Source organism: Pseudomonas caspiana, assembly GCF_002158995.1.
Taxonomy (GTDB): Bacteria; Pseudomonadota; Gammaproteobacteria; order Pseudomonadales; family Pseudomonadaceae; genus Aquipseudomonas; species Aquipseudomonas caspiana.
The window spans coordinates 40,524-67,386 of record NZ_LOHF01000002.1 but is presented as its reverse complement, the minus strand read 5'-3'; the positions used below and the strand labels follow the sequence as shown (position 1 = coordinate 67,386).

The following is a 26,863-nucleotide window of genomic DNA, read 5'->3' as shown; positions in this document are numbered from 1 at the left end:
GCCTGCGGCAGCTCCTACAGAAAATTATTACGGCTGAAATGCACCGATGAATATCGCCGGATCAACCCGCGCATCATTCAGGCTAACGTTCCAGTGCATGTGCGGGCCTGTTGCGCGGCCGGTTGAGCCGACGCGACCCACCACGCCACCACGAGGCACGGCATCGCCGACTTTCACGTCGATCTTCGACATGTGGCAGAACATGCTGATAAAGCCCTGGCCATGGTCGACAAACACAGTGTTGCCGTTGAAGAAGTAGTTGCCGGTCAGGATCACTTTACCTGCCGCCGGGGCCTTGATTGGTGTGCCTGCAGGGACCGCAAAGTCCAGGCCGGAATGCGGGTTGCGCTCTTCACCGTTGAAGAAGCGGCGTACGCCGAACTTGCTGGAGAGCGGGCCCGCCACAGGTTTGTCCAGCGCCAGGTTGCTCGGCGTGCCGGGGCTGAAGCTGCGATAAGCCTTCAACTGCTCGGCCAGTTCGCCGTCGATGCGCTTCAGGTCATTCGGATTGGGATTGACCTGACGCTGATTTTTCAAGGTGATGCGTTGTTCCGGGTACTTCTTGTTGCCAACGACAAAGTTAAGGGTGCGATTGCCGCTGGCATCTTTCGCGATCAATTTCTGCGCGCCTGGCTTGGCCGTTAATGGCACGCCGACAATAGCCAGCCAGCGGACGCCCTGTTCCTTGACCACCAGGACCGGTTTGCCGTCGTACGTGGCGGTTGGCGCCTGAGCCGCATTACCCAGATCAACCACTGCCACGCCTCCGGGCACAGGCTTGTTCAACAGGCGGGTGATGTAACTGTCAGCGTGAGCGGGCAGGCACAAGCAAAGAGCAAACACAGGGGCGAGAAAACGCAGCATCAATAATCAATCCAGAAGAGAAAGGGTGACAGGCGTCAGGTGATTGTCTTCCACCCGCACTTGCAGTTCGCCTTCGCCGAGTCGGGCGGTCAGACGCTGGCCGGTACGAGTCTGCGCAGCGTTGCGAATGGCGTTGCCGCGCTCGTCGAGCAAAATGCTGTAGCCGCGACCCAGTGTCGCCAGCGGACTGACCACTTGCAGGGTTTGTACTTGCGTTTGCAATTGCAGACGGCGGGTTTTCAGCGCATCGCGCATGGCTTTGGGCAAGCGCTCGGCCAGTACGTCCAGACGTTGGCGCAGGAACGCCAGCGTGCGACCAGGGTGCTGCGCGGCGAGTCGGCTTTCCAGATGAGCCAGCCTGACTTGTCTTTTGTGCGTCTGCTGCTCGAAGGCCCGGCGCATGCGCATGTCCAGATCGTCCAGACGTTGCGCTTGCTGGCGCAGACGTTCGCCAGGGTGTCGCAAACGGCGGGAAACACCTTCCAGACGCAGGCGCTCGCGCATCAGCTTGTCTTTTATACGGCTGACGAGTCGACGATGCAGGTTATCCACCCGGCGATGCAGGTCGCTGGAGTCGGGGGCCAACAATTCCGCGGCGGCCGAGGGCGTCGGGGCTCGAACATCCGCCACAAAGTCACTGATGGACACATCGGTTTCATGGCCGACGGCGCTGACGATGGGCGTAACGCAGGAGTCGATGGCGCGAGCCACTGCTTCTTCGTTGAAGCACCAGAGGTCCTCCAGCGAACCACCGCCACGGGCCAGGATCAACGCATCGAAACCTCGTGAGTCCGCTAACTTCAGAGCGCGAACAATCTGGTTGATGGCTTCACGACCCTGAACCGCTGTAGGGATCAGCGTCAGTTCCACCTGAGGCGCGCGGCGACGGAAGACGCTGATGATGTCGCGGATCACAGCGCCGGTCGGCGAGCTGATAATGCCGATACGCTGCGGGTGAAGGGGCAGGGCGACTTTACGCTCGGCGCTGAACAGTCCTTCGGTGCTGAGCTTTTCTTTCAGTGCATCGAAGGCCAGTCTCAGCGCGCCATCTCCCGCAGGTTCTACGGTGTCGAGGATTAACTGATAATCGCCGCGACCTTCAAACAGCGAGACCTTGCCGCGTACCTTGACCTGCAAACCGTCCTTCAGCGCCTGGCGAACCCGCGCCGCGCTTTGCCGGAACAGTGCGCAACGGACCTGAGCACCGGAGTCCTTCAAGGTGAAGTACACATGACCGGAAGCGGGGCGCGACAGGTTGGAGATTTCGCCCTCGACCCAGATATTGCTGAACACATCCTCCAGCAACACCCGGGCACGGCCGTTGAGCTGGCTGACAGTAAGGACTTCCCGGTCGAGGCCGAGTCTTGCGAAGGGGTCTTTGATCATGGAGGGCATGATAAAGGCAATGCGCAACAAGCGCACGACGGGAAATACATCTGCCCCTGTAGAACGTACGAGCAGCGCTCCTACAGGAAATGAATTAAATTCAGGCGAGGTTCAAGGAAGAAGATCAATGGGAAGCATCGACCTCATCGGAGCATTCACCCAGTTGGGTTTTACACCCCTGAACTGGCTGTTCATCGTGTCGGGTATTGTCGCGGCATACATCGTCTTCGGCATTGCAGGCTTCGGCACCGCCCTGGTCGCCGGGCCGATCCTGATCAACTTCATGCCGCTGTCGCAGATCATTCCTTTATTAGTGCTGCTGGATTTCATTGCCGCGTTTGGCAATCTGCTGCCTTCACGACAGTCGGTGGTTAAATCCGAACTCCTGCGCTTGCTGCCGTGCATGGCGGTGGGTTGCAGCCTTGGCGTGGTGTTCCTGCTCAATCTGAAATCCGATCTGCTTCTATTATTAATGGGCGTGTTCATCACCTGTTATGCACTTTATAGCCTTGCGGTCAAAGCAAGGCCTGCTCAATTGGCCGCAGGCTGGGCGATACCGATGGGCACCGTCGGCGGGCTGTTTGGTGCGTTGTTTGGAAGTGGCGGCTTTCTGTACGCGATTTACCTTAATAGTCGGCTGGAGTCCAAGGAGCAGGTGCGGGCCACACAGAGTGCTTTGATCAGTTGCAGTACCATCGTGCGCTTGACCTTGTTTCTGATGGCCGGGGTTTACGCGCAGATTCCCCTGCTGGTTCTGGCGTTGTGCTTGTTGCCCGCCATGGCGCTAGGCTCCTGGATAGGGCGGAGATTGACCCTGCGTATGTCGCGGGAAACGTTCGTCAGGTTGGTAACGTGGCTGGTGCTGGTCAGCGGTATCGTGCTGATCGGGCGCTACTTTGCGCATTGATGCCGACTTGACCTGAGCCGCTGGGGCTTTAAGCTGCCGACCCTCGAACCCTTCAGCCAAAGATCACCATGAACAGCCAAAGCATTATTGTCCCGCAGATTTCCGGTTTCCCCGGCCGTGAGGCTCGGGCGCGTCTGATTCTGCGCTGGCTGGTCAAGCTCAATGTGGTTGAACCGGAGCTGACCACCTGCGGGCGTACCTACAATAAAATGGCCTACGCCATTGCGCCCGGCGCCCGTGCAGTCGTCGAAAATCCTGACGCGCTGCCATTTGGTCAGCCAGTGAATGGTCTGGAAATTGTCACCAAGCGCTGTATCTATACACCGCTGAAGGATTTCGCCGAAGAAGCCGGTTGTCCGGAGTGCCGCAAGGAAATCGGTGAAGCGCTGTTCGACAGTCTTGAAGACTGGATGCCCGGCCACACAGATAACTTCATCTGCCCGGAATGCCGTCACGAAGACGACATAAACGGCTTTCTGTTCCTGCAGCCGTGCGGCTTTTCGAACCTGGGTTTCATTTTCAACGACTGGCTCGATGCTTCCTTCAAGCAGAGCTTTCTGGATGACTTCGCCGAACGTCTTGATCGTCCGGTTTCCTTCGTCAAAGTGCGGCTATAACGTTGTGTGATAATTGCCTAAGGTTTACATTGAGCCGACGGGGGTGTCTGGGTATAATGGCGCGCTTCCAATTTCCCGCTCGGGAGCCCCCGCGATGCTGCGTATCAGCCAAGAAGCACTTACTTTCGACGACATTCTCCTTGTGCCCGGTTATTCCGAGGTACTTCCTAACGAAGTCAGTCTGAAAACCCGTTTGACCCGTGGCATCGAATTGAACATTCCGCTGGTCTCCGCTGCCATGGACACCGTGACTGAAGCCCGTCTGGCGATTGCCATGGCTCAGGAAGGCGGTATCGGTGTTATCCACAAGAACATGACCATCGAGCAGCAAGCTGCCGAAGTCCGCAAGGTCAAGAAGTTCGAAGCCGGTGTCGTAAAAGACCCGATCACCATCGAGGCTGATGCCACGGTTCGTGATCTGTTCGAACTGACCCGTCAGCACAACATCTCTGGTGTACCTGTCCTGCACAATGGCGACCTGGTCGGCATCGTGACGTCCCGCGACGTACGCTTTGAAAATCGTCTGGATGTTCCTGTTCGCGAAGTGATGACGCCTAAAGAGCGTCTGGTCACTGTTCGCGAAGGTGCTGACAAGAACGAAGTGCGCGAACTGCTGCACAAGCACCGTCTTGAAAAAGTCCTGATCGTCGACGCCAATTTCGCGCTCAAGGGCATGATGACCGTCAAGGACATCGAAAAAGCCAAGGCATATCCGCTCGCCAGCAAGGACGACCAGGGTCGTCTGCGCGTTGGTGCAGCTGTCGGCACCGGTAAAGACACTGGTGAGCGTGTAACTGCGCTGGTTGCAGCGGGCGTTGATGTGGTGGTTGTCGACACCGCTCACGGTCACTCCAAAGGTGTAATTGATCGCGTTCGCTGGGTCAAAGAAAACTTCCCGGAAGTGCAGGTCATCGGCGGCAACATCGCCACTGGCGCCGCTGCCAAGGCACTGGTTGCCGCTGGGGCTGACGCAGTCAAAGTGGGTATCGGCCCAGGTTCGATCTGCACCACGCGTATCGTTGCTGGTGTTGGTGTGCCGCAAATCAGCGCTATCGCCAACGTCGCCTCTGCTCTTGAAGGCACCGGCGTTCCATTGATCGCCGACGGCGGTATCCGTTTCTCCGGTGACCTGTCCAAGGCCATCGTTGCCGGTGCTTCCTGCGTGATGATGGGCTCGATGTTTGCCGGTACTGAAGAAGCGCCAGGCGAAATCGAACTGTTCCAGGGTCGCTCCTACAAGGCTTACCGCGGTATGGGTTCGCTGGGTGCGATGTCTCAGGCTCAGGGCTCGTCCGACCGCTACTTCCAGGATTCGTCCGAAGGTGCCGAGAAACTGGTGCCGGAAGGTATTGAAGGCCGTGTTGCCTACAAAGGCTCGCTGACCGCAATCATCCATCAACTGATGGGCGGCCTGCGTTCTTCCATGGGCTACACCGGCAGCGCTGACATCGAAGAGATGCGCACCAAGCCTGAATTCGTGCGTATCACGGGTGCCGGTATGGCTGAATCCCACGTCCATGACGTGCAGATCACCAAGGAAGCGCCGAACTATCGCGTTGGTTGATCCGGATTGCATCGTGGTTTGCGCCACGATGCAGCCCGACGAATTTTATAGCCGGGGCTGTTGACGCAGCCCCGTGTCGTTTCTGTTTATTGACGAGAATGAGTCATGGCCCTCGACATTCACGCCCACCGTATCCTGATCCTCGACTTCGGTTCCCAGTACACCCAGTTGATCGCGCGTCGCGTGCGTGAAATCGGTGTTTACTGCGAGCTGCACCCGTTCGACATGGACGACGAAGCCATTCGTGAGTTCGCTCCAAAAGGCGTGATCCTCGCTGGCGGTCCCGAGTCCGTACACGAAGCCAACAGCCCACGCTGCCCGCAAGCGGTATTTGACCTGGGTGTGCCGGTTTTCGGTATCTGCTACGGCATGCAGACCATGGCCGAGCAGTTGGGCGGCAAGGTTGCAGGTTCTGACCTGCGCGAGTTCGGCTACGCCCGCGTTGACGTGGTTGGCAAAAGCCGTCTGCTCGATGGCATCGAAGACCACATCGACGCCGACGGCCTGTTTGGCCTCGACGTATGGATGAGCCACGGTGACAAAGTCACCAAGCTGCCAGAAGAGTTCCACATCCTGGCCAGCACACCGAGCTGCCCGATTGCCGGCATGGCAGACGACGCTCGCGGTTACTACGGCGTGCAGTTCCACCCGGAAGTGACCCACACCAAGCAGGGCGGTCGCATCCTGTCGCGCTTCATCCTCGACATCTGCGGCTGCGAAGCACTGTGGACACCGTCGAAGATTGCTGAAGACGCCATCGCTCAGGTTCGCGCTCAGGTCGGTACTGACAACGTATTGCTGGGCCTGTCCGGCGGCGTTGACTCTTCTGTTGTTGCCGCTTTGCTGCATAAGGCAATTGGCGACCAGTTGACCTGCGTATTCGTCGACAACGGCTTGCTGCGTCTGCACGAGGGCGAGCAGGTCATGGCCATGTTCGCCGAGAACATGGGCGTCAAGGTCATCCGCGCCAACGCTGAAGACCAGTTCCTGAACAATCTGGCTGGCGAAAGCGATCCGGAGAAAAAGCGCAAGATCATCGGCCGCACCTTCATCGATGTGTTCGATGCCGAATCCTGCAAGCTGGACAACATCAAGTACCTGGCTCAGGGCACGATCTATCCGGACGTAATCGAGTCGGCTGGCGCGAAAAGCGGCAAGGCTCACGTCATCAAGTCGCACCACAACGTGGGCGGCCTGCCGGAAGAAATGAACCTCAAACTGGTCGAGCCACTGCGTGAGCTGTTCAAGGACGAAGTGCGTCGCCTCGGCCTGGAACTGGGTCTGCCGTACGACATGGTTTACCGTCACCCATTCCCGGGCCCAGGCCTGGGCGTGCGGATCCTCGGTGAAGTGAAGAAGGAATACGCCGACCTGCTGCGTCGCGCAGATCACATCTTCATCGAAGAACTGCGCAAAGCCGACTGGTACCACAAAGTCAGCCAGGCATTTGTAGTGTTCCAACCCGTCAAATCGGTTGGCGTGGTCGGCGATGGCCGTCGTTACGCATGGGTCGTTGCACTGCGCGCCGTGGAAACCATCGACTTCATGACCGCACGTTGGGCGCACCTGCCTTATGAGCTGCTGGAAACCGTCAGCGGCCGGATCATCAACGAGATCGAAGGCATTTCCCGCGTGACCTACGATGTGTCGAGCAAGCCACCGGCGACGATTGAGTGGGAATGATTGGGTGGCTGGTAATGTCCGGCATCGATTAGTAAGAAATACCCTGAAGCCCGCTTAATTGCGGGCTTTTGGTTTTTTGGGTCTGGCAAATTCTGGCAGCTTTGTGCATCGCCAAGGACTGTGGTTATTTGGCATGGTACGGGGTACTGACTGCATCTAATTCCATGCTTTAAGCTCAATACCATGTCATTTCCTCAGTGATGGCATGGTATCGAGTTGGCTTAAAGGCCCAGTTTTAATGAGGGTCGACCCCATTTTTCCGCGCTTTTCGGAGCATGGTATTTTTTCATGGAAATAGTGGAAGCCATGCTCACCGATACCAAACTTCGAAATCTCAAGCCCCAGGACGAGCTCTACAAGGTGATTGACCGTGACGGCTTGTACGTGGCCGTCACCCCGGCCGGCTCAATCTCCTTTCGCTACAACTACTTTATCAACGGTCGGCAGGAGACCATCACCTTCGGTCGTTATGGCGGAGGGGGAATCACTCTGGCAGAGGCTCGCGGGCTGCTAGGGGAGGCGAAGAAGATGGTCGCCGCTGGGAAGTCTCCGGCAAAGGAGAAAGCGCGTGCGAAGGCGCGCACGAAGGGTGCTGAGACTTTTGACGCTTGGGCTGAAAAATGGCTGCGCGGTTACCAGATGGCGGACTCGACGCGAGACATGCGTCGATCAGTCTATGAGCGTGAGTTGAAGCCGAAGTTTGGCAATCAGAAGCTGGTCGAAATCACCCATGAGGATCTGCGAGCGCTGACGGATGCCATAGTGGAGCGGGGTTCCCCTGCAACCGCCGTCCATTCACGGGAGATCATGCTGCAAGTCTTCCGTTGGGCCATTGAGCGTGGTCAGAAGGTTGAAAACCCGGCAGATCTGGTATGGCCTGCCAGCATCGCGAAATTTGAGCCACGTGACCGTGCGTTGACGCCCGATGAAATCGCACTGATGTACCAGTACATGGACAGAATCGGTACCGCGACTTCGGTTCGTGCTGCGGCAAAGCTCCTTCTGCTGACGATGGTGCGCAAGAGCGAGCTGACCAACGCAACGTGGGGTGAGATCAATTTCAGCGAGGCGCTGTGGACGATCCCCAAAGAGCGGATGAAGCGACGTAACCCTCATTTGGTGTTTCTGTCCCAGCAGGCATTGGACTTCTTCATTGCGTTGAAAACCTTGGCAGGAGGTTCAGACTACGTTTTGCCGTCACGCTACGACTCTGATTTGCCGATGAGTGCCGCTACGATCAATCATGTACTGACGCTCACCTATCGCCTTGCCCAAAAGGATGGGGTGCCCCTAGGCAAGTTCGGTCCCCACGACCTACGACGCACGGCCAGCACGCTGTTGCATGAGGAGGGCTACAACTCCGACTGGATCGAGAAGTGCCTCGCACACGAGCAGAAAGGCGTGCGCGCCGTTTACAACAAGGCCGAGTACCGGGATCAGCGTCGTGCGATGTTGCAGGATTGGGCCGATATGATTGATGAATGGACGCTTAAGAAACTGCGAGAAACGAATAGGTAGTCTGCATGGTCATCTCTCATGCCAGCAAATCGCTTAGGGGAAAATTGCCCTGCGCTTAAGCAGCGGCTTTCATTGGTGCCGACTAGTTATTTGCGTTTGATATGACCAGTCACAGGTATGGCTGATGGGTGAAAGTAATAATTCACGGTTGACTGCTAACGACCGAAAGCAATTCGTCATCGTATGCAATGCCAAGTGTATACTGCTTCAGCTGATAAGAATCGGCGGGACGTGTCTCATGGCCGTAAGGTAAATACATCTGTCATAATGCGCAGGCCAAGAATGATCTCTTAGAAGCCTTCTTAGGCTTCTGGTTTTATGTTTTTTCGTGCCAGGGAGTGGGGAAATTGAGAAAAGATAAAATAACCATTGAAGACATTGATACCTTTGATGATTACAAAATGGAGTATGTTTGGGAGAGGACGAAGCTTGATATGGAGTCAAGAGATGGATGGCTCTATTTGGGTGCTGACGCCAGCAACCCTAGTTTCGCAAAACTAGGTCTGACCATGGGGGATCTAATATCTAGATCCTACAGCTCAGGAAATCCGAATTATTATTTATTCTGTGCATTTAAATGCAGGCACGACATATCGTTAAATGAGCTAAAAATCGTAGAGAATAATATATTGAATCGCTTAGAGGATCTCTATAGATATAGCGATGGCAGTACCAAGAGAATGAGATTCTATGAGTCTAGAATCCTTTCTGAATGTTTTTGTGATGTAAACTTTATAGGCTTCTTTCAAGATTTGCACTATGAGATCTATGAGAATTATAGAAGCTACTTCGTGATATCTGGCATGGATGATGGTTTTGGTGGGACTAATGGCGAGTTCGTCGATTGTTTGTTTAGCTCTACGTTAAGCGATCCCCATTTTTATAGAAAAATGATTATTCAGTACTGATTGATATGTCAGTTGTCGATCTCTTTCATGTGGGTAGCGCGATAAATTCTTCGTTCGCTATGGTCCGTTAGTGAGCGGGGGCTGACTGTATTTAGTCGGCCGATTGCTACCTTTTACATAGGTGGCAACGGCCGTTTCCAGTCTATCGCTACTGGAGAAGACAGTATGGACTGCCAGCTAGAGTCCTTACGGCTGCCTACGACCAGAGGGGATTATGGTCTCTTCTTTGTCGATCCGCATGTCTCGCGCTTGATTCAAGCCCCAGGGAGTCTAGTCATTTGCCATAATTACTTTCCCACAACGTATATCGGCATCCAGTTTTTTGGGAAATTTTGGTCGTTCCAGGCTTTCGAAAATTTCTGCTGTCCCCAGAAGTCTTCTGTTACATAAAATACAGCGTAGAAAACGCGATAGTCACTATCTCCAGTATAGCCTTTCACATCCGCCGCAATTTGTTCGATTGTAGATTTCAGTTTCTGTTCATCAGCAGCATATTTATATTCTACGGCCGCATATAGCTCGGGGATTAATATGTCTGGGTAATATTCTTTGGCTGTTTTTATAAAATTGCTCTTTGGGGATTTTGAGCTTGCAAAGACGACGTTTAGGGTTGACTTTACCGCTTTGTATACATCGACCTCTGATTTTGGTTCTAATTTGTTTTTTGAAATGATGACGGCTGTATTTTTAAGTATCGTTTCGAGGTATTGTAGTCCAGTTATTCTTTCATACTGATCTTCACTTGATTCTGTAAATTCAAAGGATGATAAGAATTTACTCGTTTTAGCTATGAATACACTGTATGGCTCACCCGAGCCATAATGATCTATCTCAAATTCATCTCGATAATTTAGACTTGACGGATTATTGCCAAATATTTGGAGGTATGTGTTTAGATAGTGATTTAGATTTTTATTGTCTAAGTAGCAGATGATGTTTAGGTAGATGCTCTCTAGTGTTTCCTGAAAAGGTCTAACGAACTCGTCGTCCGCGTCAAGTAAATACTGCGGTGGATTATTTTGGTCTTTATTTAGAGTCCAGTTGCTCCAGTCGATTTGATGGTAGGCGACTCTTGTTTCAAGTTGTCTGGATTCAGACATTAATCTTTTTATGCGGTTTTCTAAGTATTCCAATGGGCGCTCCGTGATAGGTTGTGTATAACGCTGTGGGACATGTTTCAAGAATTTTACGACGCTCCGTGGAGCACCCTTCAGGGCGGTACCGTCAACAATGCGTGCATTTTAAAAGGCGACCTTACGCTGTCGGAAGTCGAAAGCTATCAGGGATTGAGCGAAGTGCCTTGGAAACTGCTTGGCGCTCGATCTCTAGTCTGCGAGCAATTTCTGACTGATTGAAGCCGAATTTCTGCAACACGAGGATTTGCTTTCTCCGGTCTGTCAACTTCATGTCCACCACTAGTCGAGCGAGATTTCTTAGCTGAGCTTCGTCCGCTAGATGTAGTGTTTGGCTAAGCATGTACTGAAAGATATACGCGTCGATGAGCTCGTCACCTGACTTTGCCTTAGGTTCTGCTCGTATCGCGCATTGTCTGCTCAATCTGGCCAGCTCTAGGTCGAACTGCGCTACAGATCTCATTGCTTGCCTGTATGCCGGATTCCAGCGTCCATCTGGTGTCTTTGGGCGGTGGGTGGTGCAGTACAGGTTGCTCAGGCGTAGGTGTTCATCAAGGTCACGCTGACCTTCACCTTCTGCGAACAATGCTAGCTCTGCTCGCGCGCCGCAGAATCTACAAACCCCCTTTAAGCGTTGACCGTTCAAACCGTCCATATCCTTGGTATACGGCTGCTTGCGCTTACATGCCAGCACTAGTTCTATCAACGTCTCAAGCGTCGCAATGAAGCAGCGATCATCCCCCGACTGCTTGTCGTGAGTCAGAACAAAAGCTCGTAGCAGCTGACGCTGTAGGCGGACCATAGCGGCAATGCCAACAAGCTGGATAATCACGCTGAACGCTACATTCGTTCCTGCCCCGGGTATATGGCCCTGATAACGCGATGGAAGCGTTTCGGCATATGACGCCACGGCAGGGTCGATAAGCTCTTCGACCAGACGAACGATCGGATAGCGTTTAGATGCTGTGGAGTAGGGCTCCCAGCGATCAAGGAATCGGTGAAGGGCCTCTGCGACGGAGGCATCACACCCCTCCCAAATAGCTATGGTCGTTTGTTTTTTCATGTCAACCATTCTAGCCAATCATTCTGTCGAAGCAATAGCATGATAATATTGAAGATGCTTAGCCTGTACTAAGAAAGAATATTTAATGTTATGTCTGTTAACTTTTGCTAGTTCTATTGGGCATGGTTTAGATTAAAGTGCTTTGATTATGTTGCTAAAACTACCCTCGTTGCGGCAAAGATAAATTGTTGAGGTTAATCTTTTAAAGGTAATTCCATCGGAATACAAATTTGGTCGTTTGGACGTTTTCTCTCTTCGAAGTGAATGGCAAGAGATAGATACATGATTGAGTTCCTAGCTAGTTTGATCAGGGTCATAAGTCGAGATTCAAATTGGGTAATAGGTATCAGCAATGAGTGAGTAGATAATTTTTCCTTTTCATAGATAGTGTTTTTCAATTTAGTCAACCTGTCTTCTAAAGCGAGAGCTTCAGCAGGATCCGAAACTGACTCGATTTTCTTATTTATTTCGGAAATCTGACTTTTTACTTTTTCTAGTTCATCATCGTGATAGCTGGAGTATGAGTAAGTTAACTCGTATCCAAAGTCATCAACTATCTTCAGAGACCGATGCTCCATGGCGTTCCTGATTTCTGAAAAAGCGCTAGCATCTGGATCGATCCATTTAGATATAGAGGAAGTACCTGTTACGTCTCGAATATCTTTGAGTATGTAAAAAAGTGCATGGATAAAATGGTTGTCACTATTTTTTAATTTTTCGTTGGGTTCCCATTTTGTTCTTCGGTTTTTTGATTTGATGTTTCTAAATAAATTGTCGATGCTTATTGATCTATCATCTTTTATATCGTTCAAGTCAAAAAAGCGACTGGCTATGTACGCTATTTTGTCGAATAAAGAGTATAGAATTCTAAATGAAGATTTGTAATGACTGGTCTTTAGGTTGCTGATAGAGTGAGACATGTCATCCACTTGATGATAAGTGGAGTTGAACATGTGTGGTGTGTCAGCAGGAATGTTTGTTGCGGAAAAGTAAATATACCGCGCATAGCAGTAATCGTTTTTTATTTCATCGAAGTTCCCATGATATGATAACTCTTCATGCAGTGCCAGGGTTGTATTTATAGTTCTGCTAATAGAAGGTAAAGAGATGACGTCTTGATAACATATTTCGAAGTCGCAAACATCGTTAAGGTCGTTTATAAATAGCTTGTGCTGTGCGCACCATTGTAAGTACTGATTTTTTTTTCTGTTTTCAAATGTGCTGTTTTTTACAGAAAAATAATCAAAGCTGCATTGATCAAAATTTTGCTCGAACCACTGGCTGAACTCATATAAATCGCCGCCTTTCTCAATATCTCTTTTGTGCTCGGGGTATAACGCATTAATATTTTTTTGTGCGGTCTTGATGAGGTTGTTTGCTACGAAGTAATGGTATTCTCTATGGCCGTTGTCGAACAGTGACTCTCCGAGAAACAACTGATTTCGTGCTTTGGAAATAATTGCTTCAGGCTTTTGATTTAAAGCAATGGCTTCATCATAAAATGGTAAACAGCAAAAAGCCCTTCCTTGTGATGAAAGGCTGTTAGCCAGATTCGTAAGTATCATCGATCTCAGTTGGTTGCTCGATTGAATAATGTCAGGCTTGTCCATCCAGTTTGTTTTTGGAAGGCAGTGTAGAGCTCTCCTGTAAAGTATTACAGCCTTCATCAGATCATCAGAATGCCAAGTGACTGTTCTGGCACCGTAAAGTACTGAATAACAGTTAGCTGCCGTGTATATGTACTGTGCTTCATGATATTGGTGCTCAAACTCATATTCTTGTTCTGTGATTTTTGTGACAAGTTCTTCTAGCTTTCTGTGGTCATTGCTAAGGATGTATGTGTCGGCTTCTAGGCTAAATTTAGTTATTTCATCTGTAGTTATCAACATGGGTATAATGACCTCGGTTGCCCTAGAAACGTGAAACTTAAGGTACCTTTTATAGTGTTTCTACACATTTGAAAATACTTTGCGGATTCTGCCTGCTGTGCTGGGGCCGAAGGTCGCTCAGGAGCTGACGCAAACGAGTGGTCGACTACGTCCTAGTACTATGTTCGGACCGCGCTCTGCTTAGCGTGCGCCCATCTCTGAACGGCATGACCGGGTGGGCTGTCGGCATTTGGTCCCAATGCATAGTCGATAGCACTCTAGTTTTTCGTCAATCGTCGCGCTAAATTTCTCCCGGCCAAGCCGAAAGGCCACTATGCTTGTGGTCGTTGTGGCGCTTTAGCTACGCCCGGATGGTTTTCAAATTATCGGAACTCATCACTTCCTGGCTTGCTAATGATTTTGACTCTGCGTTCGCACATATGCTGTGTGATATTTAGGAAGTGGAATACATGAGATTTTTCGAAATTGAAGCCAAAGATATATCAGAACTTGGTGATGATGACCTCCGAGAGCTTGTCGGACGTCTATGCGAGGCCGAGCTGGTACAAGCTGGTCTTGCAACTTCGTGTGTCACGTGGGGCGGTGCTCAAGAAGCCGCTGATGGTGGACTAGATGTTAGTGTTAACGAAACTAGGCCATTACAGTATCCAAATTTTGTACCTCGTAGCGTTACTGGATTTCAAGTTAAAAAACATGCTATGGGTAAGGCTTCTTGCACGAAGGAAATGCTTGATAAAGGTTCATTAAAGCCCGTTATTGCTGCTATTGCCCACCAGAGAGGTGCTTATATCATCGTAAGCGGTAAAGATAATTGCTCTGATAAAATGTTGTCAGAACGTTTAAGTGGAATGGTAGAGGCAGTAGCGTCCTTACCATCTAAAGATCAGCTAATGCTGGACTTTTATGGGCGTGATCGGATAGCAACTTGGCTGCGCCAGTACCCGGGAGTCGCGCTTTGGGTAAGATATAAACTGGGTAAACCTCTTTCGGGATGGCGCCCATTCGGCCGATGGGCAGCTACGCCCGTTGACATAGCCGATGAATTTTTGACGGATGAGCATCCGTGTGTGTTTTTGGCTGATACCGCTGCGGATGAGCCTCAGCCTCTACTCAGCGGTTTACTTCGTACGCGCGAAAAGCTACGCACCCCAGGAAGCGCCGTCCGTATTATTGGCTTGTCGGGTGTGGGCAAGACGCGCTTCGCGCAGGCATTATTCGAGGAAAATCTTGGCGGTGAACCTTTACCTAAATCTAGTGCGATTTATGCTGACCTCGGTGATGACTTGCTGCCCTCTGCTCTAGAACTTGTTGGGTATTTCATTGCAAATGACATTGCATCTTATATTGTCCTCGATAACTGTCCTGCTGATGTTCACAGGCAACTTCAAAAGGCAGTTTCCTCGAGTGGAACAAAGCTTCGAATACTTACTATTGAGTACGATATCTCTGACGACAAGCCAGAAGAAACAGAGGTTGTAAAGATAGAACCTTCGAGCGAGTCTACGGTTTCGAAAGTAATACAGCTGCGCTTTCCTGATTTGGAACGCGGGAACGCTGATAAAATAGCTGAGTTCTCGGGTGGCAATGCTCGAGTGGCCATTGCACTTGCTAGTAGGGTGAAGTTCGATGAAACGCTAACTAACTTTTCGGACGAAGAGCTTTTTCAAAGGCTGTTTAGTCAGCGAAAAGGGAAAAGCGAGATTCTATTAGAAAGCGCAGAAGCGCTGTCTTTATTTTATTCGTTTGATATTTCACATGGAGATCTCAATGATGAACTTAGTGTTATTAGTTCAATGTCCGGCATTGAGCGCCGCACACTTTATCGCCACGCGGCAGAGCTTCTGCGTCGACAACTTGCTCAGAAGAGGGGTGATTGGCGTGCTATATTGCCTCACGCGCTAGCTAATCGATTGGCCAAAAGTGCGCTTGAAAATATAGCAATCTCGGAAGTGAACTCTGAATTATTCAAGTCTGCAAATATACGCCTTTTAAAGTCCTGCGCACATCGCATTGGTTATTTACATGATTGTAAGGCTGCGCAAGATCTTGCTGAGAGCTGGATTGTCCCTGGCGCGCCACTTGGGGATATATCGGTATGTAATTCAGATTTGATTGACTGCTTGAATTATATAGCGCCTGTGTTTCCCGCTACCGTGCTGTCGTGTCTTGAAACTGCGTCGATGCAACCGGCCTTTGCAACTAGGTCAAATCCAAATTTTATAGTATTTGTTCGATTGCTTTGCCACTTGGCTTATGAGGACGAATACTTCGAAAGAGCTGTTGCCGTGCTCCTAAAGTTTGCCGAAGATGAGAGCGAAAGTGAAAACAATAATAGTATAGTTGCACGGATTAAACAGTTGTTTTCTCTGTATTTATCTGGCACTCAAGCATTGCCCAGTAGGCGTAGATCCGTTATAGAAGGTTTATTGCAGTCATCAGAACAAAGGTTCCATCAAATTGCCTTCAGGTTACTAGACTCAGCTTTGGAAACCGGACATTGGAGTTCATGGGGTACTTTCGATTTCGGTGCAAGAAAACGGGGGCCTGGTTGGGTTCCTAGCAATTACGCTGAACAAACGGATTGGTACGAGCAAGTTATTCGGTTGCTCGAGCGTTATTTGGTTTTGGAACACACTTCATTAAATGATTTTGTCAAAATATTACTATCCTCAAATTTTCGCGGACTATGGACCTCCGCTGGCTGTTTTGAGCTATTAGAGCGTATAGTCAATACTTATGCTAGGGCTGGAGCGTGGCCGGAAATGTGGGTTGCTATAAAAAATGTAATTCATTTTGACAGCGACAGGCATGAGTCAGAATTACTTGAGAGGTTGCGTACGCTAGAAAAAGTATCTGCTCCAGCAGACCCTTTTTCTGAAATTGAAGCCTATGCCCTAACTAATACTTGGACTCATGTGGTAGTTGATGCGGAAGATTTTTCAACGGCTTCGGCAGCAATGCATGAAAAGTTAATGATGCTTGGTGAGATCGCTAGTGCGGAGCAAAGCTATATAGATCGTCTGGGCGATAGATTATGGAGGACCCATATTGATTCTTTATGGTACTTTGGGAAAGGACTGGCGAGGGGTAGTGTTGACAAAAGCGCAATGTTCGAGAAACTTATCAGGCAGGTCGAAGAGTCGGAGCTTGAGGAAGTTCAGCCGATACTCCTTGTAGGCTTCCTCCATGAAATACACGAGCAAAATGTAAGTATGTTCCGTGCTATGATTGAGATGATTTTACATGAGCGTAAGTTGGCTCCTCACGCCGTATACCTTTTATGTTCATCGCCTCTTGAAGCGTGGGGTGTGATTAAGTTGGTAGAGCTGGCGAAGTCTAGAAAAGTAGAGTCTTGGCGGTTTACGCATATTAGTCTGGGGAGAATGCACGAGAAAATATCAGATGAAATGTTGGTTGAGCTTTTAAGTATTTTAATTGAGTTGGACGGCGGTCTTGTCTCGGTAGTTCAAATACTTGAGATGCGTTTTTTTATAGATCATGACAGTAGCTATACACCCTCAGATAGCTTGCTTGCTTTCGGTCGGCAGGTCTTTCTAATAATGCTCGCTATGCACAGAGACGAAATAGGTCAAATTTCATCTCATGGTCTAAAGCGAATTGCTAAGTATTGCCTCTCTATCTCGGCCCCATTGGCTGAAATCTCTAAAATGGTATCGCTTATTTGTGATGGTGTTACGAACTACCGATTGTATAGCTTTGAAATTACTGATATTACATCAGTATTAATCAAGAATTTTCCTGAGCTTTTTCTCTCTGGCGTCTTTAGCGGTGATGAAGACGACGATGTATTAGCCTACACGATCTTTCGCGACCGAGGTTACGGTGTTAAAACCTCCTCGCTTAATAAGGTCCCGATAGGAAGATTGATTAATTGGTGTAACGCAGATCGAAATAAATTAAAGCAGCTAGGTAGTGTGGTTAGTATTTATTTAGCAGTAGAACCAGAGGATGGCTTGATTGAGAACCCTAAGCGTGTTGAGTTGAGTTCTCACATCAAAACGATATTAGACGCCGCGGATGATAAGACTCAAATTGTAGATATCATTTACGCCCGAGCTAGGCCATCCGGGTGGTCGGGTTCCTTGGCTGATATTCTTGAGGTCAGGGCGCACGCCTTTTCTGAGTTGCTGCACCATTCCGCTTTGGAGGTCCGAGACTCCGCGAAAGCCAAGCTCGCTTTAATGGAGCAATCCATTCGGCACAATAGAGCGCGCGAGTCTGAGGAGCATAATCGTTGGGAGCAGCGATTTGAGTGAATCGAAATGATGCTCACAGATCGCTGCAGTATATCGTAGCTCACCTTGGTTGGGCATGGTATTGGTCGTGGTACTGAACGCTACTGTAGTTTTTAAGCTTATGTTTTTAATGAGTTATTTTGTGTTGATTATAATAGAGTGGGAATGATTGATCCGCTCCTCGCTGTTAGTTAAAAGCAGGAGTTAGACAAAAGCCGGGGTCACCGAAAGGTGCTCCGGCTTTTTTGCAGCGCCCAGCACAAAGCATGTTTGTATGCATGCGGTCGCTGTAGGAGTCGTCGTAATCTCCGGCAGTCGATGCCTGTGAAATCGTATCCCCAACACCGCCGCACTTAAGTTTTGCCAGATGCAGGTGTATCGTATTCGCCCCTCGCAGCGACTCTCGACTGCGACTCGTGTCTGGTTTTTTGAGGTGTGCGCGTTTATGTCTTTTACCCGTCGACAAATACTCGGTGGCCTTGTCGGTCTTGCCGTGGTTGGGCTTGGGGCGGGAGGGGCTTCGCGTTACTGGCTGGGCCGTCGCGGGCCGGGTGAGGGGCATGATTTCGAGCTGATCGCGGCGCCGCTGGATGTCGAGCTGGTAGCTGGGCATCAGACGCCAGCCTGGGCGTTTGGCGGATCCGCGCCGGGGACCGAGCTGCGAGTGCGGCAGGGCGAGTGGCTGCGCTTGCGCTTTATCAATCACCTGCCGGTTGAAACCACGATTCACTGGCACGGTATCCGCCTTCCGCTTGAGATGGATGGTGTGCCCTATGTGTCGCAACTGCCGGTCAAGCCGGGCGAATATTTCGACTACAAATTCCTGGTGCCGGATGCCGGTAGCTATTGGTATCACCCACATGTCAGCAGCAGCGAAGAGCTGGGCCGTGGGCTGGTCGGTCCGCTGATCATCGAGGAGCGCGAGCCTACGGGGTTCAAGCATGAGCGCACGGTCAGCCTGAAAAGCTGGCATGTGGATGAGGTTGGCGCATTCACCGAGTTCAGCGTGATTCGCGAAGCGGCGCGGGAAGGCACGGCGGGGCGACTTTCTACCATCAATGGCATTCCTCAGGGCGTAATCGAGTTGCCTGCGGGGCAGATTACCCGGGTACGTATTCTCAACCTCGATAACACCGTGACCTATCGCCTTAATCTGCCGGGCGCCGATGCGCAGATTTATGCGCTGGATGGCAACCCGATCAAGCCTCGGCCATTGGGCAAGGATTACTGGTTGGGGCCTGGGATGCGCCTGTGTCTGGCGATCAAAGCGCCGCCTGCCGGTGAAGAGTTGTCATTTCGAAATGGCCCGGTGCGTTTGGGGGCTTTTCGTTCGGTAGCCAATAACGATGCGCCAGGCGAATGGCCGCCGGAGCTGCCAGCCAATCCTATTGCCGAGCCGGATCTGGAAAACGCCGAGAAGCTCAATTTCAACTTTGAATGGGTCGGTTCGGTGTCGGTCAACGTCGACAACGGCAAGCCGCCGAGTCTGTGGCAGATAAACGGTGAGGCTTGGGATATCACAGACAAAACCTGTGCCGATCGCCCCATTGCAAAACTCAAGCTGGGCAAGAGCTACATCTTCGAACTCAAGAACATGACCCAGTATCAACACCCGATTCACCTGCACGGGATGAGCTTCAAGGTTCTGGCGTCTGATCGCAGGAAGATCATTCCTTATTTCACCGACACTTTCCTCCTGGGCAGAAACGAGCGCGCACGGGTGGCGCTGGTGGCGGATAATCCCGGCGTGTGGATGTTCCACTGTCATGTGATCGATCACATGGAAACCGGACTTATGGCAGCAATAGAGGTTTCTTGATGCGGCAGCCGCAAATCATTGATCGCAGTCGCGATCAGGACTTCATGCGCGAAGCGTTGGCACTGGCGGCTCAAGGTGCTGAGCTGGGCGAGGTGCCTGTCGGCGCGGTGCTGGTGCAGGACGGTGAGATCATTGGTCGTGGCTTCAATTGCCCCATCAGCGGCAGTGACCCCAGTGCTCATGCCGAGATGGTTGCCATACGGGCAGCGGCGCAGGCGGTCAGCAATTATCGACTGCCCGGCAGCACGCTGTATGTCACGTTGGAGCCGTGCAGCATGTGCGCGGGGCTGATCGTCCATTCGCGTATTACTCGCGTGGTCTACGGCGCACTTGAGCCCAAGGCTGGCATTGTCCAGAGCCAGGGGCAGTTTTTCACTCAGGGCTTTCTCAACCATCGTGTGTTGTTTGAAGGTGGGGTGTTGGGTGAAGAGTGCGGCGCGATGCTGAGCGAGTTTTTCAGGATGAGACGGGCGAAGGGCTAACGCTAAGCGGGTTGATTTGAAATAGATCCCCTGTGGGAGATTCTATGCTGGCCTGCAAGCTGATTGACGACGTGGGACCGGCTTGAGCCGGGAAAGGCGGTATTTCTGCCGATGAAGTTTCAGCGTCTGTCACGGCCTCTTCCCGGCTGAAGCCGGTCCCACGTCATCAGTGATTCCTGCGGGAGCCGGGTTTCATTTCGAGATTGTTGTAGAGGGGGAAACGAGGAGTTTGTTAAAGCGGAGGATTTTCTTCGGCGGGTTTGGTCTTGTTCACACCCGGCACATGCAGATTGCTTTCTGCAACCTGACTGCCTTCCAGCTGCGGCTGAGTGGCCCAGGTCAGGATGTCGTAATAGCGGCGGATGTTGGCAACAAAGTGCACCGGTTCGCCACCTCGGGCATAACCGTAGCGAGTCTTGCTGTACCACTTCTTCTGCGACAGGCGGGGTAGCATTTTTTTAACGTCGAGCCATTTGTTTGGATTCAGACCCTCGTTTTCCGCCAGCTTGCGCGCATCTTCCAAATGGCCACTGCCTATGTTGTAGGAAGCGAGAGCAAACCATGTACGATCCGGCTCTAAAATCGTGTCATCCAGCTGTTCCTTCACATAGGCAAAGTACTTCGCGCCACCCTGAATGCTCTGTTTGGCATCCAGTCGGTTGGACACGCCCATGGCTTGGGCGGTGTTTTGCGTCAGCATCATCAGGCCGCGTACGCCGGTCTTGGAAGTAACGCCCGGCTGCCATAGTGATTCCTGATAACCGATAGCTGCCAGCAGGCGCCAGTCCACTTGTTCTTTCTTGGCAGAAGCCTGGAAGTGTTTTTCGTATTTAGGCAGGCGCTCCTGCAAATGCTGGGCGAAGGTGTAGGCGCCCACATACCCCAAAACATCAACATGCCCGTAATAGCGATCTTTCAAGCGCTGCAGGGTGCCGTTCTTGTTGACCTTGTCGAGGTAGGCGTTGATTTCGTTGAGCAGGCTGTTGTCTTCGCCAAGAGCTACTGCCCAGCGCTGTCCTTTGCCTTCACCCAAATCGAACGCGACGCGGACATTGGGGAAGTAAACCTGATTCATTGCCAGCTCGTTGGAATCCACTAGCGTGATATCAGTCTGGCCTTCATCGACCATGCGTAGCAGGTCAACTACTTCAACAGCGTCGGATTCTTCGTACTCAATCGCAGGATTTTGCGCTTTCAGCGCTGCCATTTGTTCGGCGTGGCTGCTGCCCTTAAGGACGGTGATGCGTTTGCCAACCAGATCCGCAGGTTCGGTAGGGCGGGACTGGCCGTTGCGATAAATGACCTGCGGGGTGACATCCAGGTAGGAATGGGAGAAGCGCGCCTGCTTTTTACGCTGCTCTGTGTCGATCAAACCAGCGGCTGCCAGCACCGGGCCGCCTGGTTTCTGGATCTGATCAAACAACTCATCAAGGTTGTCGGCTGTTTCGATCTTCAGCTCTACGCCGAGATCTTCGGCGAAACGCTTGACTAATTCGTACTCGAAGCCAGTTTCCCCGTTGCGATCCTGAAAGTAGGTCGCGGGGCTGTTGCGAGTGACCACGCGCAGCACGCCGTCCTCCTTTACTCGCTCCAGTGTGTTGGGTTTATCCACACAGGCGCCGAGCATCAGGAAGAGTCCGGTTGCGATGAGCCATCTGGCACAACGAGGGCGGAAGTCTGATTGGGAAAACATCGGAGCAGTATACGCAAAGCGCACCCGTCGCCATATCTCGACAGCGAAGCTCCGGTCTGCTAGAGCGCAGCCTTTCTTATGACCAACCTGAGAGTCGCCTGAGCGGCAATATCAGCCGCAACCTGGCTCGCCGATATGTGGGCACCGTCAATCTGGCCGTTTTGAGTGCTCAAACAGTCGCTTTAGGCTAGAATGCACGGCCTCAAAGCACACCCCCTTCCCGAGGCTGTCCCGAAGATGTTGATCCTGCGCGGTGCTCCTGCCCTTTCTGCCTTCCGCCACAGCAAATTACTGGAACAACTGAAACAGAAAGTTTCAGCTGTCAGTGGCTTGTATGCCGAATTTGCCCACTTTGCCGAAGTCACTGGCGATCTGACTGGCGAGGAACAGGAAGTTCTCGTTCGCATCTTGAAATACGGCCCGAGTGTGCCGGTTCAAGAGCCGAGCGGCCGGTTGTTCCTGGTGATGCCACGTTTCGGCACTATTTCACCGTGGTCCAGCAAAGCCAGCGATATCGCCCGTAACTGCGGTCTGACAAAAGTCCAGCGCATCGAACGCGGCATTACCTTCTATGTAGAAGGCCATTTCAACGAAGCTGAAGCGCAAATCATTGCCGGTTGCCTGCATGACCGCATGACGCAAATGGTGCTGGGTTCCGTAGAGGAAGCCGAAGGCCTGTTCACTCACGCCGAGCCCAAGCCGCTGACTGCGATTGATGTGCTGGGCGGTGGTCGTGCTGCGCTGGAGAAAGCCAACGTCGAGCTCGGTCTGGCTCTGGCTGAAGACGAAATCGATTATCTGGTCACCAGCTTCAATGGTCTGGGGCGCAATCCTCACGACATCGAACTGATGATGTTTGCCCAGGCGAACTCCGAGCACTGCCGTCACAAGATCTTCAACGCCAGTTGGGATATCGACGGCGAAAGCCAGGAAAAAAGCCTGTTCGGCATGATCAAGAACACCTACCAGATGCACAGCGAAGGCGTCCTGTCCGCTTATAAGGACAACGCTTCGGTGATCGTCGGCAGCGTGGCGGGTCGTTTCTTCCCGGACCCTGAAACCCGCCAGTACGGTGCGGTGCAGGAGCCGGTGCATATTCTGATGAAGGTCGAGACTCACAACCACCCGACTGCGATTGCCCCGTTCCCGGGCGCATCGACCGGTTCCGGTGGCGAGATTCGCGACGAAGGCGCTACCGGTCGCGGCGCCAAGCCTAAAGCTGGCCTGACCGGTTTCACCGTTTCCAACCTGCAGATTCCAGGCTTCGAACAACCGTGGGAAGTGAACTACGGCAAGCCTGAACGCATCGTGACTGCGCTGGACATCATGCTTGAAGGTCCATTGGGTGGCGCCGCGTTCAACAACGAATTCGGCCGTCCGGCCCTGACCGGTTATTTCCGTACTTTCGAACAGTCCATCAGCACGCCGCACGGCGATGAGGTTCGTGGTTACCACAAGCCGATCATGCTGGCTGGCGGTATGGGTAACATCCGTGCCGAACACGTGCAGAAAGGCGAAATCACCGTTGGCTCCAAGCTGATCGTGCTCGGCGGCCCTGCGATGTTGATCGGTCTGGGCGGCGGTGCTGCTTCTTCCATGGCCACCGGTACCAGCTCTGCGGATCTGGATTTTGCTTCAGTTCAGCGTGAAAATCCTGAAATGGAGCGTCGTTGCCAGGAAGTCATTGACCGTTGCTGGCAGTTGGGTGACAAGAACCCGATCAGCTTCATCCATGACGTCGGCGCGGGCGGTTTGTCCAACGCCTTCCCTGAGCTGGTCAATGATGGCGGCCGCGGCGGTCGTTTCGAACTGCGTAACGTGCCAAATGACGAGCCGGGCATGGCCCCGCTGGAAATCTGGAGCAACGAATCCCAGGAGCGTTACGTCCTGGCGGTGGGGGCCGAAGACTTCGAACGCTTCAAGGCAATCTGCGAACGTGAGCGCTGCCCGTTCGCGGTAGTGGGCGAGGCGACTGCCGAGCCACAACTGACCGTGACCGACAGCCACTTTGGCAACAATCCGGTTGATATGCCGCTGGAAGTATTGCTGGGCAAGGCTCCACGCATGCACCGCAGTGCTGACCGCGAAAACGAGCTGGGCGATGATTTCGACCCAAGCGTGCTGGATATCGAAGAAAGCGTGCAGCGCGTTCTGCACCACCCGGCCGTTGCCAGCAAAAGCTTCCTGATCACTATTGGTGACCGCAGCATTACCGGTCTGGTCGCTCGTGATCAGATGGTCGGTCCGTGGCAAGTACCGGTGGCCGACGTCGCCGTGACCGCCACCAGCTTCGACGTCAATACCGGTGAAGCGATGGCGATGGGCGAGCGTACTCCGCTGGCATTGCTGGACGCCCCTGCTTCGGGCCGTATGGCCATCGGCGAGACGCTGACCAACATCGCTGCCTCACGTATCGAAAAGCTTTCCGACATCAAGATGTCTGCCAACTGGATGTCCGCTGCCGGTCACCCTGGCGAAGATGCTCGTTTGTACGACACGGTCAAAGCTGTCGGCATGGAGCTGTGTCCGGCGCTCGGCATCACCATTCCAGTGGGCAAGGACTCGATGTCCATGAAGACCCGCTGGAGCGATGAGGGCGTTGAGAAGAGTGTGACGTCGCCGCTGTCGCTGATCGTGACCGGTTTTGCGCCAGTGACCGACATCCGCAAGACGCTGACCCCGGAACTGCGCATGGACAAGGGCGTTACCGACCTGATCCTGATCGACTTGGGTCGTGGCCAGAACCGTATGGGTGCGTCGATCCTGGCTCAGGTTTACGGCAAGCTCGGTCGTGTCGCGCCGGACGTCGACGACTCCGAAGACCTCAAGGCTTTCTTCGCCGTCATTCAAGGTCTGAACGCTGACGGCCATCTGTTGGCTTACCACGACCGTTCCGATGGCGGTCTGTTGACCACCACGCTGGAAATGGCTTTCGCGGGTCATTGTGGTCTGGACCTGCACATGGATGGCCTGGCTGAAACGTCTGCCGATCTGGCCGCGATTCTGTTCAACGAAGAGCTGGGTGCAGTGATCCAGGTTCGTCAGGACGCCACGCCGGACGTACTGGCTCAGTTCAGCGCGGCCGGTCTGGAGGATTGCGTCGCGGTGATCGGTCAGCCGGTCAACAACGACGAAGTTGCCATCAGCTTCAATGGCGAGCCAGTGTTCAGCGGCCAGCGTCGTTTGCTGCAGCGTCAGTGGGCTGAAACCAGCTACCAGATCCAGCGCCTGCGTGATAACGCCGAGTGTGCCGATCAGGAATTCGACGCGCTGCTGGAAGAAGATAATCCAGGCCTGACCGTCAAGCTGGGCTTCGATGTCAACGAAGACATTGCTGCGCCTTACATCAAGACCGGTGTGCGTCCGCAAGTGGCTGTGCTGCGTGAGCAGGGCGTCAACGGTCAGGTCGAAATGGCAGCTGCCTTTGACCGCGCCGGTTTCAATGCGATTGACGTACACATGAGCGATATTCTGGCGGGTCGTGTCGACCTGAACGACTTCAAAGGCATGGTTGCTTGCGGCGGTTTCTCGTACGGGGACGTGCTGGGCGCTGGCGAAGGCTGGGCCAAGTCGGCGCTGTTCAACACTCGTGCGCGTGATGCATTCCAGAGCTTCTTCGAGCGTCAGGACAGCTTCACCCTCGGTGTGTGCAACGGTTGCCAGATGCTGTCCAACCTGCACGAGCTGATTCCGGGCAGCGAGCTGTGGCCACACTTTGTGCGCAACCGCTCCGAGCAGTTCGAAGCGCGGGTTGCCATGGTGCAGATTCAGGAGTCGCCGTCGATCTTCCTGCAAGGCATGGCCGGTTCGCGTATGCCGATCGCCATTGCTCACGGTGAAGGTCACGCCGAATTCGCCAGCGACGAAGCACTGGTCGCTGCCGATGTTTCCGGTACTGTTGCGCTGCGCTACGTCGACACCCACGGCAAGATCACCGAAGCCTACCCGGCCAACCCGAACGGTTCGCCGCGCGGTATCGGTGGCCTCACCACCCGCGACGGTCGCGTGACCATCATGATGCCGCACCCTGAGCGTGTATTCCGTGCTGTGCAGAACTCGTGGCGTCCGGAAGACTGGAACGAAGACGGTGCGTGGATGCGCATGTTCCGCAATGCCCGTGCCTGGGTGAACTAAGAAGCAATGTACAAGCTCGCGTTCTTTGTACCGCCGAGCCATGTGGAACAGGTCAAAAGTGCCGTATTCGCCGCTGGTGCAGGGCGAATCGGGGCTTACGATCAGTGCTCATGGCAAGTGCTCGGCCAAGGCCAGTTCCGCCCGCTGGATGGCAGCCAGCCATTTATCGGGCAGGACGGCGTGGTCGAGCAGGTCCAGGAATGGAAAGTCGAGCTTGTCGTTGCGGATGAGTTGATTCAGCAAGTAGTGGTGGCTCTCAAGCAGAGCCACCCCTATGAAACGCCGGCCTATGAGGTTTGGCGGCTGGAAGATTTGTAATCCTCCTGTAGGAACTGCCGAAGGCTGCGATGCGATTTATCTGATACACCGCTATCGCAGCCTTCGGCAGCTCCTACAGGAATCCGGCGTTCTCTCTACGGCCTGATCTCAATCATCGTGCCGTCCTTCACCAGACTCCACACTTCCCGCATGTCGTTGTTCTTCAGCGCGATGCAGCCGTTGGTCCAGTCCAGCGTGTGGAAGTACCACTCCGGATATTCCTCATCCACTGGCGTGCCATGAATCATGATCATGCTACCGGGCTTTACCCCTTCGCGTTTCGAGCGTTCGGTGTCCGTCGCGTTCGGATAGGAGATGTGCATCGACAGGTTGTAGTTGGTACTGGTCTTGCGCCAGTCCAGCCAGTAGAAACCTTCCGGTGTGCGCTGATCGCCTTCCTTGAGTTTGGTGCCTTTGGGTTGCTTGCCCAACGAAATGCGGTACGTCTTCAGGGGTTCGCCGCCACTGATCAGTTGCAACTGGCGAACTGACTTGAGTACCAGGACCTTTTCGATTTTTTTATCGGCGATGTTTTCAACGTTGATGACTTTTTCGCCGACGATCTTTTGCTCGCTGCCTTTGGGAACAATGGTCTGGGTGAACGAGGCCTGGGACAACGGCATGAAAGA

The 26,863-nt window shown here is 52.7% G+C and carries 17 protein-coding genes and 1 pseudogene; 11 read left to right on the top strand and 7 right to left on the bottom strand.

Annotation, left to right across the window (positions count from 1 at the left end):
* Positions 1–27: 27 nt before the first annotated feature.
* Together AUC60_RS02640 and xseA are read right to left on the bottom strand one after the other, a co-directional pair.
* Positions 28–864, bottom strand: coding sequence for a M23 family metallopeptidase (locus AUC60_RS02640; protein ID WP_087264553.1), 837 nt, complete (start codon positions 862–864; stop codon positions 28–30).
* Positions 865–870: 6 nt separating this feature from the next.
* The gene (xseA, locus tag AUC60_RS02635; RefSeq protein ID WP_167384304.1) at positions 871–2,250 is read right to left on the bottom strand and encodes an exodeoxyribonuclease VII large subunit; all 1,380 of its coding nucleotides are present in this window, start codon (positions 2,248–2,250) and stop codon (positions 871–873) included.
* 127 nt (positions 2,251–2,377) lie between these two features.
* On the opposite strand from xseA, the gene AUC60_RS02630 reads away from it, so the two are divergent.
* The 6 genes from AUC60_RS02630 (at position 2,378) to AUC60_RS02605 (ending at position 9,447) form a co-directional block, all read left to right on the top strand.
* On the top strand, positions 2,378–3,157 hold the full coding sequence (locus AUC60_RS02630) for a sulfite exporter TauE/SafE family protein (protein WP_087264552.1): 780 nt from the start codon (positions 2,378–2,380) through the stop codon (positions 3,155–3,157).
* 68 nt (positions 3,158–3,225) lie between these two features.
* A complete protein-coding gene (locus tag AUC60_RS02625; RefSeq protein WP_087264551.1) occupies positions 3,226–3,774 on the top strand; it encodes a sugar ABC transporter ATPase in 549 nt (182 codons plus the stop codon).
* Positions 3,775–3,868: 94 nt separating this feature from the next.
* The gene (gene guaB / locus AUC60_RS02620) at positions 3,869–5,338 is read left to right on the top strand and encodes an IMP dehydrogenase (protein ID WP_087264550.1); all 1,470 of its coding nucleotides are present in this window, start codon (positions 3,869–3,871) and stop codon (positions 5,336–5,338) included.
* A 105-nt stretch (positions 5,339–5,443) separates the two neighbouring features.
* Positions 5,444–7,021, top strand: a complete 1,578-nt coding sequence (guaA, locus tag AUC60_RS02615) for a glutamine-hydrolyzing GMP synthase (RefSeq protein WP_087264549.1) — start codon at positions 5,444–5,446, stop codon at positions 7,019–7,021.
* Positions 7,022–7,327: 306 nt separating this feature from the next.
* Positions 7,328–8,539, top strand: a complete 1,212-nt coding sequence (locus tag AUC60_RS02610; protein ID WP_087264941.1) for a tyrosine-type recombinase/integrase — start codon at positions 7,328–7,330, stop codon at positions 8,537–8,539.
* A 347-nt stretch (positions 8,540–8,886) separates the two neighbouring features.
* Positions 8,887–9,447, top strand: coding sequence for a hypothetical protein (locus AUC60_RS02605; RefSeq protein WP_087264548.1), 561 nt, complete (start codon positions 8,887–8,889; stop codon positions 9,445–9,447).
* Positions 9,448–9,734: 287 nt separating this feature from the next.
* On the opposite strand, the gene AUC60_RS02600 is transcribed toward AUC60_RS02605, so the two are convergent.
* The 3 genes from AUC60_RS02600 to AUC60_RS02590 all read right to left on the bottom strand — a co-directional run bounded on the left by AUC60_RS02600 (position 9,735) and on the right by AUC60_RS02590 (position 13,532).
* Positions 9,735–10,580 carry a PD-(D/E)XK nuclease domain-containing protein gene (locus tag AUC60_RS02600; RefSeq protein ID WP_087264547.1) on the bottom strand — a complete coding sequence of 282 codons (846 nt, stop codon included), beginning with the start codon at positions 10,578–10,580 and terminating at the stop codon, positions 9,735–9,737.
* A gap of 121 nt (positions 10,581–10,701) precedes the next feature.
* Complete coding sequence (locus tag AUC60_RS02595) at positions 10,702–11,652, bottom strand: LuxR family transcriptional regulator (RefSeq protein WP_087264546.1); 951 nt, start codon at positions 11,650–11,652, stop codon at positions 10,702–10,704.
* 185 nt (positions 11,653–11,837) lie between these two features.
* A complete protein-coding gene (locus AUC60_RS02590) occupies positions 11,838–13,532 on the bottom strand; it encodes an LA2681 family HEPN domain-containing protein (RefSeq protein ID WP_087264545.1) in 1,695 nt (564 codons plus the stop codon).
* A 449-nt stretch (positions 13,533–13,981) separates the two neighbouring features.
* On the opposite strand from AUC60_RS02590, the gene AUC60_RS02585 reads away from it, so the two are divergent.
* The 3 genes from AUC60_RS02585 (at position 13,982) to tadA (ending at position 20,089) form a co-directional block, all read left to right on the top strand.
* Positions 13,982–17,809: a hypothetical protein gene (locus tag AUC60_RS02585; protein WP_087264544.1), complete on the top strand. Its 3,828-nt coding sequence runs from the start codon at positions 13,982–13,984 to the stop codon at positions 17,807–17,809.
* Positions 17,810–18,233: 424 nt separating this feature from the next.
* On the top strand, positions 18,234–19,607 hold the full coding sequence (locus AUC60_RS02580) for a multicopper oxidase family protein (RefSeq protein WP_087264543.1): 1,374 nt from the start codon (positions 18,234–18,236) through the stop codon (positions 19,605–19,607).
* Positions 19,607–20,089 (top strand): tRNA adenosine(34) deaminase TadA, encoded by a 483-nt coding sequence (gene tadA / locus AUC60_RS02575; protein WP_087264542.1) that lies wholly within the window; start codon positions 19,607–19,609, stop codon positions 20,087–20,089. Before AUC60_RS02580 ends, tadA begins: the two co-directional genes overlap by 1 nt.
* Before the next feature lie 232 nt (positions 20,090–20,321).
* Here the strand turns inward: tadA and mltF are convergent, their stop codons facing one another.
* Positions 20,322–21,782 (bottom strand): membrane-bound lytic murein transglycosylase MltF, encoded by a 1,461-nt coding sequence (gene mltF, locus AUC60_RS02570; protein WP_087264541.1) that lies wholly within the window; start codon positions 21,780–21,782, stop codon positions 20,322–20,324.
* A gap of 237 nt (positions 21,783–22,019) precedes the next feature.
* Between mltF and purL the strand changes: the two genes are divergently transcribed.
* Positions 22,020–25,916 carry a phosphoribosylformylglycinamidine synthase gene (purL, locus tag AUC60_RS02565; RefSeq protein WP_087264540.1) on the top strand — a complete coding sequence of 1,299 codons (3,897 nt, stop codon included), beginning with the start codon at positions 22,020–22,022 and terminating at the stop codon, positions 25,914–25,916.
* Positions 25,917–25,922: 6 nt separating this feature from the next.
* Positions 25,923–26,234, top strand: coding sequence for a YqfO family protein (locus AUC60_RS02560; RefSeq protein ID WP_087264539.1), 312 nt, complete (start codon positions 25,923–25,925; stop codon positions 26,232–26,234).
* 95 nt (positions 26,235–26,329) lie between these two features.
* On the opposite strand, the pseudogene AUC60_RS02555 reads toward AUC60_RS02560, so the two are convergent.
* Positions 26,330–26,752 (bottom strand): annotated as a pseudogene (locus AUC60_RS02555) (L,D-transpeptidase family protein); the annotation flags it as partial.
* Between the last annotated feature and the right edge of the window lie 111 nt (positions 26,753–26,863).

Excerpts from the sequence above, each read along its gene's own strand:
- AUC60_RS02640 (WP_087264553.1), bottom strand. The coding sequence starts at position 864 with ATGCTGCGTTTTCTCGCCCCTGTGTTTGCTCTTTGCTTGTGCCTGCCC.
- xseA (WP_167384304.1), bottom strand. The coding sequence starts at position 2,250 with ATGATCAAAGACCCCTTCGCAAGACTCGGCCTCGACCGGGAAGTCCTT.
- AUC60_RS02630 (WP_087264552.1), top strand. The coding sequence starts at position 2,378 with ATGGGAAGCATCGACCTCATCGGAGCATTCACCCAGTTGGGTTTTACA.
- AUC60_RS02625 (WP_087264551.1), top strand. The coding sequence starts at position 3,226 with ATGAACAGCCAAAGCATTATTGTCCCGCAGATTTCCGGTTTCCCCGGC.
- guaB (WP_087264550.1), top strand. The coding sequence starts at position 3,869 with ATGCTGCGTATCAGCCAAGAAGCACTTACTTTCGACGACATTCTCCTT.
- guaA (WP_087264549.1), top strand. The coding sequence starts at position 5,444 with ATGGCCCTCGACATTCACGCCCACCGTATCCTGATCCTCGACTTCGGT.
- AUC60_RS02610 (WP_087264941.1), top strand. The coding sequence starts at position 7,328 with ATGCTCACCGATACCAAACTTCGAAATCTCAAGCCCCAGGACGAGCTC.
- AUC60_RS02595 (WP_087264546.1), bottom strand. The coding sequence starts at position 11,652 with ATGGTTGACATGAAAAAACAAACGACCATAGCTATTTGGGAGGGGTGT.
- AUC60_RS02590 (WP_087264545.1), bottom strand. The coding sequence starts at position 13,532 with ATGTTGATAACTACAGATGAAATAACTAAATTTAGCCTAGAAGCCGAC.
- AUC60_RS02585 (WP_087264544.1), top strand. The coding sequence starts at position 13,982 with ATGAGATTTTTCGAAATTGAAGCCAAAGATATATCAGAACTTGGTGAT.
- AUC60_RS02580 (WP_087264543.1), top strand. The coding sequence starts at position 18,234 with ATGTCTTTTACCCGTCGACAAATACTCGGTGGCCTTGTCGGTCTTGCC.
- tadA (WP_087264542.1), top strand. The coding sequence starts at position 19,607 with ATGCGGCAGCCGCAAATCATTGATCGCAGTCGCGATCAGGACTTCATG.
- mltF (WP_087264541.1), bottom strand. The coding sequence starts at position 21,782 with ATGTTTTCCCAATCAGACTTCCGCCCTCGTTGTGCCAGATGGCTCATC.
- purL (WP_087264540.1), top strand. The coding sequence starts at position 22,020 with ATGTTGATCCTGCGCGGTGCTCCTGCCCTTTCTGCCTTCCGCCACAGC.
- AUC60_RS02560 (WP_087264539.1), top strand. The coding sequence starts at position 25,923 with ATGTACAAGCTCGCGTTCTTTGTACCGCCGAGCCATGTGGAACAGGTC.